This is a genomic window from Enterovibrio coralii (assembly GCF_001559595.1).
Taxonomy (GTDB): Bacteria; Pseudomonadota; Gammaproteobacteria; order Enterobacterales; family Vibrionaceae; genus Enterovibrio; species Enterovibrio coralii.
The window spans coordinates 577,070-592,334 of the sequence record NZ_LNTY01000006.1 but is presented as its reverse complement, the minus strand read 5'-3'; the positions used below and the strand labels follow the sequence as shown (position 1 = coordinate 592,334).

General features: G+C 45.7%; 14 protein-coding genes and 1 pseudogene. 6 read left to right on the top strand and 9 right to left on the bottom strand.

Going from position 1 to position 15,265, the window contains the following annotated elements; all coding sequences use genetic code 11:
- Positions 1-65 precede the first annotated feature (65 nt).
- Positions 66-704 (bottom strand): TetR/AcrR family transcriptional regulator, encoded by a 639-nt coding sequence (locus ATN88_RS03515; protein ID WP_067411518.1) that lies wholly within the window; start codon positions 702-704, stop codon positions 66-68.
- A 187-nt stretch (positions 705-891) separates the two neighbouring features.
- Here ATN88_RS03515 and ATN88_RS03510 point away from each other — a divergent pair, with 187 nt between their 5' ends.
- Positions 892-1,920, top strand: coding sequence for an MBL fold metallo-hydrolase (locus tag ATN88_RS03510; protein ID WP_067411951.1), 1,029 nt, complete (start codon positions 892-894; stop codon positions 1,918-1,920).
- A 117-nt stretch (positions 1,921-2,037) separates the two neighbouring features.
- Positions 2,038-2,211: a hypothetical protein gene (locus ATN88_RS26010; protein ID WP_198158312.1), complete on the top strand. Its 174-nt coding sequence runs from the start codon at positions 2,038-2,040 to the stop codon at positions 2,209-2,211.
- Between the two features lie 77 nt (positions 2,212-2,288).
- Here ATN88_RS26010 and ATN88_RS03500 read toward each other — a convergent pair whose 3' ends face one another.
- From ATN88_RS03500 to ATN88_RS03485, 4 genes are all read right to left on the bottom strand, one after another.
- A complete protein-coding gene (locus tag ATN88_RS03500) occupies positions 2,289-2,825 on the bottom strand; it encodes a GNAT family N-acetyltransferase (RefSeq protein WP_067411512.1) in 537 nt (178 codons plus the stop codon).
- Positions 2,826-2,974: 149 nt separating this feature from the next.
- Positions 2,975-3,379, bottom strand: coding sequence for a GNAT family N-acetyltransferase (locus ATN88_RS03495; RefSeq protein WP_067411509.1), 405 nt, complete (start codon positions 3,377-3,379; stop codon positions 2,975-2,977).
- A 124-nt stretch (positions 3,380-3,503) separates the two neighbouring features.
- The gene (locus ATN88_RS03490; RefSeq protein WP_067411506.1) at positions 3,504-3,944 is read right to left on the bottom strand and encodes a GNAT family N-acetyltransferase; all 441 of its coding nucleotides are present in this window, start codon (positions 3,942-3,944) and stop codon (positions 3,504-3,506) included.
- Between the two features lie 558 nt (positions 3,945-4,502).
- Positions 4,503-5,828: a multicopper oxidase family protein gene (locus ATN88_RS03485; RefSeq protein WP_408607696.1), complete on the bottom strand. Its 1,326-nt coding sequence runs from the start codon at positions 5,826-5,828 to the stop codon at positions 4,503-4,505.
- Positions 5,829-6,043: 215 nt separating this feature from the next.
- Between ATN88_RS03485 and ATN88_RS03480 the strand changes: the two are divergent.
- Positions 6,044-7,302 (top strand): annotated as a pseudogene (locus ATN88_RS03480) (mechanosensitive ion channel family protein).
- Between the two features lie 113 nt (positions 7,303-7,415).
- Here the strand turns inward: ATN88_RS03480 and ATN88_RS03475 are convergent.
- Entirely contained in the window at positions 7,416-7,841 is a 426-nt protein-coding gene (locus tag ATN88_RS03475; RefSeq protein WP_067411500.1) for a GNAT family N-acetyltransferase, read from the bottom strand.
- A gap of 297 nt (positions 7,842-8,138) precedes the next feature.
- Between ATN88_RS03475 and ATN88_RS03470 the strand changes: the two genes are divergently transcribed.
- Complete coding sequence (locus ATN88_RS03470) at positions 8,139-8,558, top strand: GNAT family N-acetyltransferase (protein ID WP_198158325.1); 420 nt, start codon at positions 8,139-8,141, stop codon at positions 8,556-8,558.
- Positions 8,559-8,837: 279 nt separating this feature from the next.
- On the opposite strand, the gene opgC is transcribed toward ATN88_RS03470, so the two are convergent.
- Complete coding sequence (gene opgC / locus ATN88_RS03465; RefSeq protein ID WP_157490646.1) at positions 8,838-10,415, bottom strand: OpgC domain-containing protein; 1,578 nt, start codon at positions 10,413-10,415, stop codon at positions 8,838-8,840.
- Positions 10,416-10,626: 211 nt separating this feature from the next.
- Between opgC and ATN88_RS03460 the strand changes: the two genes are divergently transcribed.
- On the top strand, positions 10,627-11,010 hold the full coding sequence (locus tag ATN88_RS03460) for a DUF4156 domain-containing protein (protein ID WP_067411494.1): 384 nt from the start codon (positions 10,627-10,629) through the stop codon (positions 11,008-11,010).
- 83 nt (positions 11,011-11,093) lie between these two features.
- Here the strand turns inward: ATN88_RS03460 and ATN88_RS03455 are convergent, their stop codons facing one another.
- On the bottom strand, positions 11,094-12,275 hold the full coding sequence (locus ATN88_RS03455) for an aminotransferase-like domain-containing protein (protein WP_067411491.1): 1,182 nt from the start codon (positions 12,273-12,275) through the stop codon (positions 11,094-11,096).
- 108 nt (positions 12,276-12,383) lie between these two features.
- Between ATN88_RS03455 and ATN88_RS03450 the strand changes: the two genes are divergently transcribed.
- Complete coding sequence (locus ATN88_RS03450; RefSeq protein WP_067411488.1) at positions 12,384-13,253, top strand: AraC family transcriptional regulator; 870 nt, start codon at positions 12,384-12,386, stop codon at positions 13,251-13,253.
- Positions 13,254-13,320: 67 nt separating this feature from the next.
- Here the strand turns inward: ATN88_RS03450 and ATN88_RS03445 are convergent, their stop codons facing one another.
- On the bottom strand, positions 13,321-15,063 hold the full coding sequence (locus tag ATN88_RS03445; RefSeq protein WP_067411485.1) for a carbamoyltransferase family protein: 1,743 nt from the start codon (positions 15,061-15,063) through the stop codon (positions 13,321-13,323).
- Between the last annotated feature and the right edge of the window lie 202 nt (positions 15,064-15,265).

The window sequence follows — 15,265 nt, the reverse complement described above, 5'->3', positions numbered from 1 at the left end:
TTAATACTTACGTCAATGATTAAAAAGTTTTTTGTTGAAATAGATACGTAAATCTAATTTGTGGACTAAAACTGCTCTGATTTGAGGTAATAGCCAAGGAATAAATTTGCGGTGTTTTCGGCAAGAGCTAAACCTTCTTCTTCAGTTAACGGAGGGCAAGCTCCCATAACTTGTGGCCAAAAAGCAGACCCTTTAATGAGGTTATGAAGTTGGTTTCGCGCGAGTTCGACGTTGGTAACTTTCAATGCGCCAGATTCAGATTGCTGCTCAAGCCATACATGCAAAGCGGTATCTTCCTTGGACATGGTTTTCAGTTGCTCCTGCAACTCGTCTGGCTTGAACATAAAGTGTCCCATAGCCACTTTTGCCATTTCAAGATAGCCGGGTTGGGCGATAACGCAGATCTCTTGATGAAGCAGGGTGATCAATTGCTGTTTAACCGAGCACGTTGAGATCTGGGCGAGGGTGTCTGCAGAGATTGAGCTTTTCCACAATACAGATAACAACTCCATCACCAAGGCTTCTTTAGAAGAGAAGTGATTGTATACCGTGCGCTTTGACACGCCGGCCAATGCGGCGAGTTTATCCATGCTGGTATTGTGAACACCAAAGGTCTGAAAAGCGTCACTGGCAGCATTTAAGATAGCTTCGCGCTTGAGCTCACTGCGCGATTTTTCCTGAGGCATTTTGGCCTTTACAGTCATTGACTTAACTACCGTCTGAATTTCCTAATTGGCTCATTTTACACTAAGCGGTTTACTTTTCACTAAAAAAAGTACACTGCACGGTGTAGTTTACAAGATGAATGCAACCTTGAACAGACAGGAAGGAATGATGCAAGGCAAAGCAATCGTTAGAAACACAGTTTTGGCAACCCTGGGGGTGATAGCAATGGCAACGTCTCTTCTTTCTTGTTCTGAGTCGGATTCAAACACAATGCAATATCCAAAAAAGTTCACCAATAGCGACCCCGAGTTTCAACAACAGGGTAATTTGTTTGAAATCATCAAGGCGTACTTCCGCACGGAACGTCAGGCTCCTAAACCAACGTCGGCAATTCCGTTGGAAATGATTTCTGTTGAAAGTCTCGCATCAGAACAGTCAGATGTGGTTTATCGTCTTGGGCATTCAAGCATTGCCATGAAAGTAGATGGACAGCTTATTCTTGCTGACCCTGTATTCAGCGACCGTGCTTCGCCTGTTCAGTTCTTCGGTCCAAAGCGTTTCCATGAGCCACCAATCAAGCTGGCAGAAATGCCAAACATTGATGTTGTTATCATCAGTCATGATCACTATGACCACTTGGACAAAGCCACAGTCAAAGAGCTTGCTGACAAGGTTGGGACATTTTTGGTACCGCTGCGCGTTGGCCAGCGAATGGTTGACTGGGGCATACCGCAGTCAAAAGTGGTTGAGCTGAATTGGTGGGATGCTAAAACCGTTAACGGTATTGAATTTGTATTTACACCAACACAGCACTTTTCCGGCCGTGGTGTTATGGATGGAAACACAACCCTGTGGGGAAGCTGGGTGATCAACTCCGCGAACAAACGCATCTTCTTCAGCGGAGACTCAGGTTATTTTTCTGGCTTTAAAGAGATTGGTGACAAATACGGCCCGTTCGACCTTACGATGATTGAAACAGGCGCTTACAACGCGCTCTGGTCAAACATCCACATGTTTCCTGAACAAAGTGTGCAGGCGCATATTGACCTCAGAGGTAAAGTGATGATGCCAATCCACAACAGTACGTTCGATTTGGCCTTACACGACTGGTATGAACCATTGGAGCAAGCACTTGAAATCAGCGCAGCAAAAGGCGTTGCCATGGTAAGCCCCGTAATTGGGCAAAAACTGGCGATTGGTGAAGCTCTGCCTATCACTAAATGGTGGCGTGAAGAGGACAAAGCGCAACAGTAAGATTGTGTATTCAAGATGAGAAAACGGTGTTTTTTATTCTTACAGTGCTGGAGAAAAGGTAAGGCTAGCCGTTAAGCTGGTTATGCATAAAAGTGCACTTAGCACTGTAGGAGCATCATGAAGCCGTCAAAATACACTCAGGTTGTTGAAACAAAACTCGTGAATGGCGTTTACGTCATTGAGCGTCGAGATCTTTGTGAGAGAAGGGCGGGTAAAGCGGTTTATCGAGGGTATGATCGCCGCGCCCGCGCTGATCGAAGAGAAGCTAGAAAGATCGACGCATATGTTTAGTCTGTTCTCTCAAGAAGAACGGACTAAACAAATCCTCGAAGGCAGTATTGATTAGCCAATGGTGTAATAGTTGTTTGTTATTCGCCTCGCCATTCCGTAGATAGTACTGACATTAAGACTTTATCAACGAACTCACCATTTCGAAAGCCAGATTGTCGCATTACACCCTCGTGTTGGTAACCCGCGTTTTCATAAGCCTTCACTGCGCCGTAGTTGAGGGCACGTGCTGTAAGCTGAACTCTATGTAGGCCAAGCGTTCGTATCGCGTAATCAGTGACAATTTTGGTTACTGATGTGCCAACCCCTTTACCCCAAAAACGTTTCTCTCCGATAAGAATGAAATACTCACCGCTTCGATTAAGTGTGCTGATCCCTGATATACCTGCATATCCGATTAGCTGATCATTCTCTTTGCTACATATTCCAAACGAAACATTTTTGGCACTTGAGTTTATTGCTAGAAGCCATTTTTCGATATCTGATCTGGATTGAGGATATGCGTAAGAAGAAAGGCTATACAGAGTCACTTCTCGGTCACGAGACCATAGATAAAATGCTTCCGTATCTTCTACATCCAGCGAACGCAGGTAGTAATCATCTAATTCTAATTGCATGGATATTCTCAATAAACTTCGATTGGCATATAGCGTTGTGACGATAAGTGATAATACGCTGTCACCTTAATTAGATATTGTGCCTTAAACACGGAGTTCAAGTTGTGACAGAGTTCGCCAAGGGCTGCGAGTCGCCACTGAGCGACTCGTTATACTTTGGTGCTCATTAGCTTACTACTGCCTGAAAACCCATATTTTTCATAAAGGCCATGAGCGTCATCTGTTACTAAAAACTTGAACTTAGCTTCCCAACGAGGATCACTCACTATTGTTTCTATGAGCCACTTACCAAGCCCTTGAGAGCGATAGTCTTCTTGAATGATGAGGTCGGCGATATATGCCACGGAAGCAAAATCTGTAACAACGCGTGCAAAGCCTATCTGAGTTTTATCTGCAAATAATGAAAAGCAAACGCTATTCGAAATTGAAACCTTGATGGTTTCGACACTTCTTTCGCTAGCCCAGTAAGAAGAGCGCAGTAGAGATTCAACTTTATCAAATTGAACGTCTTCGCGGTCATCACTGATTCTGTAATTGTCTTTAACGTAAATCATGTCTTCCTTGAACCATTTTTATGTGACGTTCATTCAGCAAGTTCATTGATGAAGCGTAATATGACGTTTGAATCATCGACATTTGCACGTCTAGTTTCCATATGACTCAAAGCTACTCCTTTAGCTAAATAGTTAGGTACAACTCAATTTCACGGTCTTCAACCGAGTGGCCTGTTGGCACAAAACCGCAGTTTATATAGAAATCTTTTGGACTGTCTAACCCGGAAACAACACTTGTATAAAGAGCTGATATTTTGTACTCAGCAACCAATGCTAATTTCAACAAGCCAATAGCTTTACGACCATAGCCCTTAGACTGTTGGGACTTGTCTAGCATAAAACGCCAAAGCTCAAATTTACCCGACACTGTATTCGCGTTTACCAATATAAAACCAACGGGTTTATTGTCGTAGTAAATGCCCTTATACCATGGGAATTTCATAAAGTTTGCTTCAGCCAAAGAAATGGCATTGCTATCAACATGATGTTGCTGGCTTTGGGTTACCTCTAGCTGACAAATCTCGTAGAAATTCTGATGATTTATACTTCTAAGCTCGAGGCTCATACTTCCAATTCCCTTCGAAAATATACCCTTGTTTTTAGCCTAGAAAAGGATGGTCAATTCAATGCTGCCACCTTGAAAACTTGCCCATGTAATCAGAATTGGTACGTCAGACTACTCCATACTCATCTGTGACAAATTACCATATAAATTTTCCAAATCAGTTAACCAACGTTCTTACGTGCGATCTGGGAGGGAGAAATAGGATGACTTCCGAAAAGCGTTGTACATTTACCTATCGTTTAATCAAAAACTCACAGTCATCGGCTATTGAGACAACGCGATTGCAACAAAAAACATGATGACAACCAGTACACAGCCAAAGAGCATGAGAAAAGAATCGCTTTCGGTTGTATTCCACTTTCACGATATTGAACTTTGAGAGAACAACACGCACAGCGAGGATAAGAATACCTACAGGGAAACCAAATATGCAGATAAAGAAAAGGATATCTGCATATGATACGGAGAGACTAAACAATATGTATCCTCCAACTCTGTATTCGAGCCGTCTTATCGACCCCTGTTTAAGCGAGATAAGACGACGAATAGCTACGACTGTCAGTAAACCTCAATGTAGCCCATAAGCCCTGTTTTCATGTGCTCAATAACATGACAGTGATACATCCACTTTCCCGGATTATCGGCGACAAATGCGGCGATTGCTGACCCGTTTTTGCCTAACAACACTGTGTCGGTATCGAACGGTTCTTCTAGCTTTTTCCCATCCATCTCTAACACAGTGAAAGTGTGTCCATGTAGATGGATAGGGTGGTGATACTGAGTCACGTTTTTCAATTTGAAAATATAGGTTTTACCCAGTTTTAGTCTTGCCAATGGTGCAGGAATATCTGTTGCCGTCATGCCTTCCCACGCTCTTTTATTTATTAGCCAGAAGGTATGGTCGGTCTTTCCGTCTTTCTTGGTTGGCGAAATCGCACCTTCCCATTCGAAAACGAAGTTAATTTCCTCCGCATTCTCTAAATCAAGGTTTGGGATAGGGTTTAACGGCAAAGCAGGAATCGATGAATTGGCAGGTAAATCAGACTCCACTGTATCGAAGGTACAAAGTGGGAAAGGGAATTTACCTTTCATGTACTGCACATGGATTTTCTGGCCTTTTGGGGGTGCGACAAACGCAAGATCTACACGCATTCCGGGGCTGATCTTGTGTGTGGTTAGTATGTAAGGCGTTTTAATTGGGTTGCCATCTATCGCAACCACCCAGGCCTCTGCACCAGAAACCGCAATGGGATAGGTGAGTGTGTTGTCGACATTGGCTACGCGAAGTCTAGTCGTTGCGTTTTCCTTTAGCTTATAGGTTGGCTCGTTTACGCCATTTACTGTTCCCCACTCACCGGGTGTGCCCATACGCGCGGCATAGCGAGGAATAGAAAGCGGCTTCCATTCTCCTTTGGCGTTGATGTTGTAATTCTTGACCAATAACACGTGCTCTTCGTCAAATACAACGGGCGTGCTCTCTTCAATGACAATGGCTCCAACTAAGCCTTTACCCAGCTGGACAACGCTGTTTACGTGAGGATGATACCAGAAGGTACCAGCATCTGGCGGTGTGAATTGATATACAAACGTTTCGCCTGGCATGATCGGCGGTTGACTGAGAAACGGAACACCGTCCATTTCTATGGGTATTCTCAGCCCATGCCAATGGATTGTGGTTGGTTCTTTGAGTTTGTTCGTGAAGTTTATGGTGACTTGCTCTCCCTGCCTGCATCGAATTGTTGGTGCGGGAATTTGTCCATCAAACCCCATACATTGGGTTTGGAACCCCGGAATAAACTCGGCCGTGGTTTCTTCGGCTGTTAGGTCATAAACCCAGCCGTCTTCTTTTGAATATCGAGAGGAGGCAATCGCAATGTTGGGCATCGCAATCAGCGATGTCATCGCCAGACCAGCTTTTAGTGCTTTTCTGCGGGAGGCGTTCATTCCACTTCCTTGTAGTGAGAATCATTTACATTAATTCCGCCCATAGTCTGACATCGAGATAAGGAAATCAACGGCAATTCTGTATCAAAACTTCCGCAACCATAATTGAAAAGTGCTGCTAGGCTCATAACACCGTTTCAAGGAGGGCTCGGGTAATGGATCACGGTGTACGGAAGTATGTGACTGACAAACTGGCAACCATGGGCTTTGACAGCGATCCCTATGGGGCTGAACCCACAATCATTTTCTTGCTTGCTGCGATAGGTATTGCTGTCATCTGCTATTTGCTCGTCCACCGAGTTATCGTCCGGTCCGTCAACATCATCATTAACAAGAAGGAAGAATCTTGGGGTAAAAGCCTCGCCAATCATGAAGTGTTAGAAAAAATGGCGGCGACCGTACCATGATGATTTTGGATGTGCTGGTACCGCCGATCCTCACGCATCATCCTTTGATTTCTACCACCGCTGACAGACTTTTGGGTATTGGCGTGCTCGTGATGTTTGTCTGGGTGCTCTTTGCATTGCTCGACGCATTAAGTGAAATTGCTCACCGAAGAGGTGTCACAAAGCGACTCCCCATTAAAAGCTTTGTTCAACTGATCAAGCTGTTCACCTTTATCGTCGCGATAGTGCTTTCAATATCCATCCTTGCGAACGAGTCTCCAGTTATCTTTTTGAGTGGCCTAGGTGTGGCAACGGGCTTGGTTATGCTGGTGTTCCGCGACACCATTCTGGGTTTTGTTGCAGGCATTCAGCTGTCCGCTAACCGCATGGTTAACCTCAATGACTGGATTGAGATGGAAAGCTACGGGGCGAATGGGTCGGTAGAAGAAATCTCACTGACCACAGTGAAAGTGCGTAACTTTGACAATACCGTCACCATGTTGCCCGCTTATGCGCTGGTGCAGGGCGCATTTATTAACTGGCGATGTATGTCTGAATCGGGTGGTCGTCGCATCATACGGTCAGTGTATATCGACGTAACCTCTATCCGTTTTATGACAGAAGAAGAGATTGAAGAGTTAAAGAAAGTGCGGATCCTACGTGAGTTCTTATTTGAGCGAGACAGAGAGATCAAAGACTTTAACGAGTCTTTCGATGATGTTCCTCACGCTGCGAATCTTCGCCACATGACCAACATCGGCATTTTCCGTGCGTATTTGTCGACATACCTTCGCTCTCACAAAGACATTCACAGTTATATGCTTTCTATGGTTCGACAATTACAGCCAACACCAGAAGGTTTGCCGCTTCAAATCTATGCGTTCACCAATGACACCGACTGGGTATTTTATGAAGGTGTTCAGGCCGACATCTTCGACCATGTGTATGCCATCATGCCGTATTTTGGCTTAAGGCCTTTCCAAGCCTTCGGTGGGAATGACGCGAAGAATATTGGGATAACGAAATAGGGTGCTGCTGAGTTGGGAGTTAGCGACTTTCTCAATGCGAGGTGAACCCCCTCAGCAGCATGGTGATGACAAAAAGGACGAGAAACTAAACGTTCACGCGCCTTTAACGTCACCTATTTAAAAGACTTTGTCACGAAGTGGTGACTGGAGATGCGGAACTTCTCGCGTTGGTAAAAACGGTGAGCTTTGTAGCGTTGCACGCCTGAATCTAAATGCAGCTGATTAAAACCTTCTTTCTTACAGCGCTTTTTAAACCAGTTGATCAGTAACGTGCCAACTCCTTGGCTTCGTGATGACTCGTCCACAACGAGATCATCAACATAAATGTATTTTCCCCAAGACAGCTTTTCGCCTTCAACAAAGCCCGCAACCCCAAGGATGTTTCCTTCAGATTCGACATAGACGAGTTGATAACCAGATTCTCTTTGTTTTTTAATTTGATGTAACAGTGTCTCTGGCGTGAATTGTGGGCGCAATTGGATGAGCAAATCCAGTACCTTTGGAAGGTCTGAATCTTGGTCGAGAAACGTAACGTTCACGGTTTCCTCAATATAAGGTGGTATGTTGGAGAGCGAGCGAGGGCTGCCGGGTATAGGTGTAAAATTCACCTTCGTAGGGTACACCCGACAGCGTGTTCGATGGCGGTAAGACTAGCACCTAACTTTTTGAAAAACAGCGACTAATTACACGTATTTCTGTAGAAAAGTGAAGATTATGCGTGAGCTAACTGTTTAGAAATCTAGATATTGACTCAATAATCAATATGGTGTTGTTTACGCAGGGTGTTTTCGTGATTTAGCGCAATATTTTCAGAGGGTTAAGTATTCATGAGCGAAATCGAAATCGACATTAAGGAAATCTTTTGGCAGGAAACGATTGATATTCGCCATCAAGTACTTTGGCCTGCTGAACCACCTGAATTTTCCAGTGTCGAGGGCGATGAGGACGCTACCCACTATGGCGCATTTGTCGGCGAAAAATTGGTATGCGTGGCGTCGGTCTTTACTGACGGCAAACAATCGAGATTAAGAAAATTTGCAACGTTACCGGATTACCAAAATCGCGGAATTGGTAAGGCAATGCTGAACGTTATCATTGAGTCTCTGAATGCGAGTGATGTTGTCGTGTTTTGGTGTGATGCAAGAGAGTCAGCAATGGGTATTTACGAAGGTTTTGGTATGAAACCGGAAGGGGAACGGTTTTATAAAGCGGATATCCCTTATTTCAAAATGGTTTTACCGCTGAATGAGAGATGATTAGAACCGAATGCCGTCGCCCACTGATGTGCATCGAATGCACTCTCTTCGAGCATTCAATCATTCTCCAAAATAGCCGTTTCCAGCAAAAATCAGCGTAATCATTATCTTATCGAGTTGGCATAGCACTTGCTCCTATGGGAGTGATGTCGCTGGTCAGTAAATCGGATACGGACAACATCGGCATTGAGACATAAATTACTCCTTGCTGTCGTTGTTTGTTTCTCCGACACCCGTCGGAGAAACAAATTTTTTTGCCTTTATCCTACTAAAGCCCACTTATCGGAAGTAATTAAATACGATTTTTTGGCTCTGAGTCTCAACGTGTTCGAAAGCAACCTCTTCAATGGAAGGCATTCCCCTAATCACAGGCAGTTTCGAGTATCCGAACCCTTCTATCGGCATATTGTTTTCTGACGTAAGGAACTGGTTTCCATCAAGATCTTGGTACGCAAATATCACGTAGCTTCCCTCTGCGATACCTTCGAACGCGATGCCTCTCTCTGCTTCTTCTCTAGAAGCGCGTAAAAAGCCTGCGCTAGGTGCTCCCATTAAGTCGTCAGTATCTTTGAATAGCATGACGTAAATCGGTGCATTGTCGTCACGCACGTTTGATATCTGAACCTGAATGGAGTTAGGTGCAAGTGCATCAAGTGCTGTTGATGCCGTGGCATCGTTGTCAGCTTGCTGGTTTGTCATGTTGAACGTCAGAATCGCGACTGCGAGGGTAGGTAACACGGTAACTGAACTCCATTTCGTGACTGTTGAAACAGAGGTCTGGCTTTCTCTCACCCATGCAGGGATCCAAAGGGTGGCCATGGACGCGAACACAGCGATGAGGTAATAACTTTCGAAGCGAATCGCGAACAAGGCAAGTCCCACAAAGTAGCAAAGCACGACATGCCAGCTAAACACATGAAGCGAATGACGGCCAATGTAGCTAAGCGGTCGGAACGCCAATAACGTGGGCTTGTAATGGATGATTGCCGCAATCAGATAAACCCAAACCGCAATGTTGAGTAGCCTCAGCCAGCCCATTTCTGGTTTGTCTGCCATGAGGTAAAGCTCGTCAGGTGTAAAGCCTATGCCCATAAACGAGCCGCGGTGCAAAACAAAGAGAGTCGTGGCGATGCAAACCGCAATGATAGTGCGAAGCGGTGTTACCCAGACAATCGTTCGGTTTTGCGCGAGGTACCCGAGTGCCGCTCCACTGACAAAAAGAATTTGCCACGCAAACGGGTCAAAGTAGCCAGCTTGCACTTTAGCGTCTGGGAAGACAAAAGAGACAAGCGACACCAATTGAGCGGTTTCGGCATAGCCGCTACACAGCCAAACGCCGACGCTCAGTGCCATTACCCATAATAAAAGCCCCTGACGAAACGCCGCGATAAGAAAAGGTAAGCCAATCATAAAGAAGATATAAAGTGGCAAAATGTCGAGGTAGTTTGGCTTAGACAATAAGGCGGCAGACAAAACAAGCGCGCCTAAAGGGTCTGAAATGATCCCAGGAAAGCTAAAGTCATATAAAGGTATGCCAGAAGGGACATATAACTTAACAAAGACATACCAGCCTGAAATCGCAAGCACGGCAATGATGTGGTAACGATAAATGGTAAAAGCACGTTTGAACGCTTTGCTTCTTACCTCGCTGTTTGAAAGTGCATCTCGGCTGTAGATTGCGCCTGCAAGCAGTGCCGATAAAAACACAAAGGCTTCTGCTGCACCAAACTGCCCCAATGGTTGAAGCGTAAACATTTGCAAGCTGGTATTGCCAGCACTTACCCAAATTAGATGGTTGAACGTCATTATAACGAGCAACAGCCCACGTAGGCTGTCCAAGGCCGGTATCCTTTTCACATTAATCTCCTATCATTGCGCTTTTTTCAAATGCCATACTAGGATTAGGTGAAACAGGTGACGTGTCTGAAATTGCTGTTTTTTAAGCAGTAAAATGGTTTTTTGAGTTAACTCGATTATTTGTTTGAGTGCATAAGATTGTTTCACTTGCTTTTGCGAGACTTCATTATAAAATTCGCGCCGTTTCTACTTATGTCGAGATGCATAGTTAATGAAAAAAGCGTTATTTAGCGTTGTAGCACCAGTTTTGTTGCTGTCAGGTTGTGTGACTTTCCCAACACCAGAATCTAATCAAGTGGATGTTGTTTGGGATGACATTAATGCAATCCAAGGCTGCGAACTGAAAGGCACAGTGATTGGCTCTGAAGGCCATTTTTACGATTACTGGCTGCACGCAGACAAAGATATGGTTTGGGGCACACTTAACCAGATGCGCCAAAAAGCATTTGATTTAGATGCTAACGTTTTATACCTGTACCAACCTCTTGGCTTCTCTACGTCGGTAACGATGTTCGGTAATGCCTACGCTTGTGACAGTTTTACAGGTAACGTTGAGCAAACCGTTGAAGTTGAAGTGACCGAAACGTCGCTTTAATCAACAACCGAAAATATAAAAAGGCCTGACAGTCATGTCAGGCCTTTTCTTTTGGCGCACTAATCCGAGATAACGTTTTACGATTAGGCTTCAACCAAGGTTTGATTCGACGCATTCAACTGCACTTGAAGACCTGCCGCAAGGCGGGCAACGGCGTTTATGAGTTCTTCTGGTGTGGCATTGGTGAAGTTGAGTCTTAGCGCAGATGCCGCTTTACTGTGGTCGGCGTAAAACACGGGACTTGGGACAACCGCCACACCGTTTGAAAGCAGAGATTTCGCCAGCGCGAAGGTGTCGCATTCTGGCAACGTCACCCAAATGAACATTCCGCCATCCACATTCTTCACTTCACAGCCATCAGGCAACATTTCTTTCAACGAGGCGAATAGCACGTCGTAGCGTGTTTTGTATAGCGTTCTGATTGCATCGATATGTTGGTCAAAATCTGGGTGTTGCAACAGTCCTAATAGAAGTGCCTGCATTGGCACGCTCGAATGCAGATCTGCGCCTTGTTTGATTTTTACCAACGGCTCTAAGTACTGGCGTTTACCCGTGACAATACCAATTCGAAGACCCGGTGATGCAATTTTAGAGAAAGAGCGAAGCACAATGGCGTGTTGCGGGCAAAAATCTGAGACCAAAGGCAGAGCTTCATCAGAAAAGCGCAGTTCGCGATAAGGCGCATCTTCAATAAGCGCAACATTGTATTTAGTACAAAGCTCTGCAACCTTTTGGCGCGTTTCCAACGACCAGCAAATGCCCGTAGGGTTATGGAAATCCGGTACGGCATAAAACATCTTTGGCGACTCTTGCTCGAAACAGGTTTCCAGCGCATTCAGGTCAGGGCCTGTTGGCGTTTGCGGAATCGACAGAATGTTCGCTTGAACCAGACCAAAAACTTGCATGGCACCCAGATAGCTAGGGGCTTCCATTACCACTTTGTCGCCAGGGTTTACGTAGGCGCGCGCAATCAAATCGAGCCCTTGCTGTGAACCCGTACAAGCCATTGCCATGTGAGTTTCTGGCAATTGAAAATAGTCTCTAAGGAATGAGAGTAGCGGCGCGTAGCCAGCGGTCTCGCCATATTGGAAAACTTCAGGCATCTCTGAAAGCTTTTCTAACATTGGCTTCATCAGGTCGATAGGAAATGTTTTTTCATCAGGCAATCCACCTGCTAATGAGATGACGTTTTTATCTGATGCTGCCGCAAGAATTTCGCGGATATAGGAAGAAGGGGTTTGTTGCAGAGAATGCGCGATTTCCATAATGAGTCCTGAATACACCTTACTGTGTTTCTGAAGATACTACTCCTTGTTGTTAATAATGAGATGTCCATTTATGCTATTGGATATGTCCATTTATGCTATTTTCACATGACAGCCCAGCATTTATCGCGTATCAACGATGTTCTATACCACATCCACAGAGACATAAGCAGAGAATTACCTGTCAGGGAATTGGCTGATGTGGCAGCGTATTCAGAACATCATTTTCACCGTGTGTTCAAAGAGGTAGTTGGTGAGTCTATTCATCAGTACATCCGACGCACACGCATGGAGTATGCTGCGAACCAACTGATGTTTGACCCTGTTTCTTCGGTTCTCGATATCGCAAACAAGTGCGGGTTTAACTCTGTTTCTTCATTTAGCCGCGCGTTTAAAGCAACGTTTCGTGTCTCTCCCGGCGAGTGGCGAAAACACGACCTGCAAACAGCGGAAAAACCCTACCTGACCGATCCTGAAGTCGCGGCGGGTTATCACCGTGTCGCGAAGCGAAGCCTGCCAGTGCCAAAAATCGTCGATGCCCCAGAGCGGTTTGTCGCCTACATTCGGCATACGGGTTATAACCGCACCATAAAAAATGCATGGCGAGTATTGTCTGCGTGGGCAAAGAGCGAAGGTCGAGATGGACAAGCGCAATTTGGTTTACACCACTCAAACCCGGCTTGGGTTGCGTTGGAGAACTGTCGTTATGTGGCGTGCATTGAAATCGACAAACCGATAAAGGTGCGCGGCGTGGTGAATCAGCTCGTGATTCCCGGAGGTTTACATGCTGTATTTCACCTTACCGGCGTTTATGGCGAACTGCTCCCTCAAATCAGTAAAATATTGGAGCAATGGTTACCTGAGTCCGGTTTTAAACTAGGGTCGACGCCAGCCTATGTGCAATATCAAAACAACCACTTTTTGAACGACAACGAACGCTTTGAGTTGGATTTCTATTTACCGATCGGCTTCTACTGACGGGTGCTAGAAAAAATGTCCGCCTCTAAAGGGGCGATGAGGCGGACCAATTGCTAGTCATTGCAAGTTATTTGGTGGGTTTGGTGAAAACGTATTGACCGATAACCAACACTTCAATATCCGTGGTAAAGAAAGTCATGACGGCATCGTTCAAGCTCGACACAATCGGTTTCCCCATGACATTGAGACTGGTGTTGATGATCACAGGTACGCCTGTGATCTTTTCAAACTCTTCAATCAACCGGTAAACGTGGATATTTCTCTCTTTGGTCACCGACTGCAAGCGACCCGTATTGTCAGCATGGCAAACGGCGGCAACAGCCTCACGCACCAGCGGTTTAAACGTCGCGACTTTTTCCATGTAGGGCGTGTCGTGATAGTTCTCGAAATACTCGTCGCCACGATCAGCCAAAATCATTGGTGCAAACGGACGGAAAGGTTCGCGGAATTTCACCGCAGCATTAATCTTGGTTTTCATCTCGGCAGTGCGAGAATCGGCAAGGATAGAGCGATGACCCAACGCGCGAGGGCCAAATTCTGCTCGGCCTTGCACCCATGCAACCACGGCACCGTTTGCCATCTTCTCTGCAACGAGCGGGTACAGATCTTCCCAGTCATATTTCTGAACTGAGGAAATGCCGCTTTTCTCAATGAAGCTTTCGACTTCTTGTTCGCTGATTGCATCGCCGAGGTAGGGCGATTGTTTGATGTTCTTAATCTGTTTCTCTGGGAAGTCTTGCTTCACGCCAAGCAATGCTGCACCCACGGCATTGCCGTCATCACCTGGGGCACAGGGGACAAAAATGTCTTTGAACGGCGTTTTCTCGATAACTCGGCCATTGAACGAAGAATTGAGACCACAGCCACCGGTTATCACTATGTTGTCCATACCAGTGACATCATGGACATGTGTCAGTACTTCAGACATCAGTTCACTAAAGTGGTATTGGGCCGTAAACGCGATGTCTGCAGAGGCTTCTGGGAACTGCGCATAGGGGCGCGCATGTTGACGCAGAGCTTTCAGTGCTTCGGAAGAACCTTCTGGGAGAACGACGTAGCCATCTTTCACCGCAATGTGTTTGCGGAATAGGGCGAGCACCTCTTCATTGAGTTTGCCGTAAGGAGCAAGCCCCATGACTTTCCATTCTTCACCTGCGTCCATGGCAAAGCCACACAAGCGACAAACGGTCACGCCATAGAAGACGCCAAGGCTCGCTGCTATTTGGTTCAACTCACCTGAAAACTCAGGCTTAGGCAGTTTTTCTAAGCGGTTATCTTTGTAGATGAAAATAGACTGCGCCGAGTCCTCCGCATAGCCATCCATGACCAAGCAAGCGGCTTCATCAAAAGGACTTGAGTAACACGCAAAGGCGGCATGTGTGGAGTGGTGGTCAAATTGTTGCGTCGTCGTTTGCAGATTCAACGCAATTGAGGCGCGCTTTGTGCCACCGCCCGCCATTTGGATATTCGGTAAGAAAACATCATTCATGTTCGACATTTGAACGCCGAGGAAGATAGCAGCAACGTCTCGATAAGCTTCGTCATAGTCTGCCAGCGAGATACGCTGGATCTCTTGAGCCATCTTTTGTTGTGTATCTTCAGGCCAAGATTTACAGATTGTAAGGTGCGTCGCCTCGGGCGCATATTGCTTGATAAGACGCATGATCTTATGTGGTTGGTCAGGTGCAAGGCTAAAGCCTTGTTTGGTTTGCGTGTCCCGTTCTACCGCCTGTGCGTAAAGCACTTGACCATCATTGTTAACGAGAGCCAACGCATTGTCGTGTCCGGTGCAAGATATCCCTAAGTACATGTTTCCCTCTTCTTTTGCTTTTATTGTCTTGAATTCTGGATGCTAACGTCCGAAAGCGTCTGCGTCCAAACTTCAAGGGATAGGCACATCGCAAAATTTTCGAGAGGGTTAATGCGTTGAGTGTGAATGTTGAAAATATTGGACACATCACCCAGGTGCGATGCAAAAAGCGCGATGTATGCAAACTGAACAGTGCGGGAAA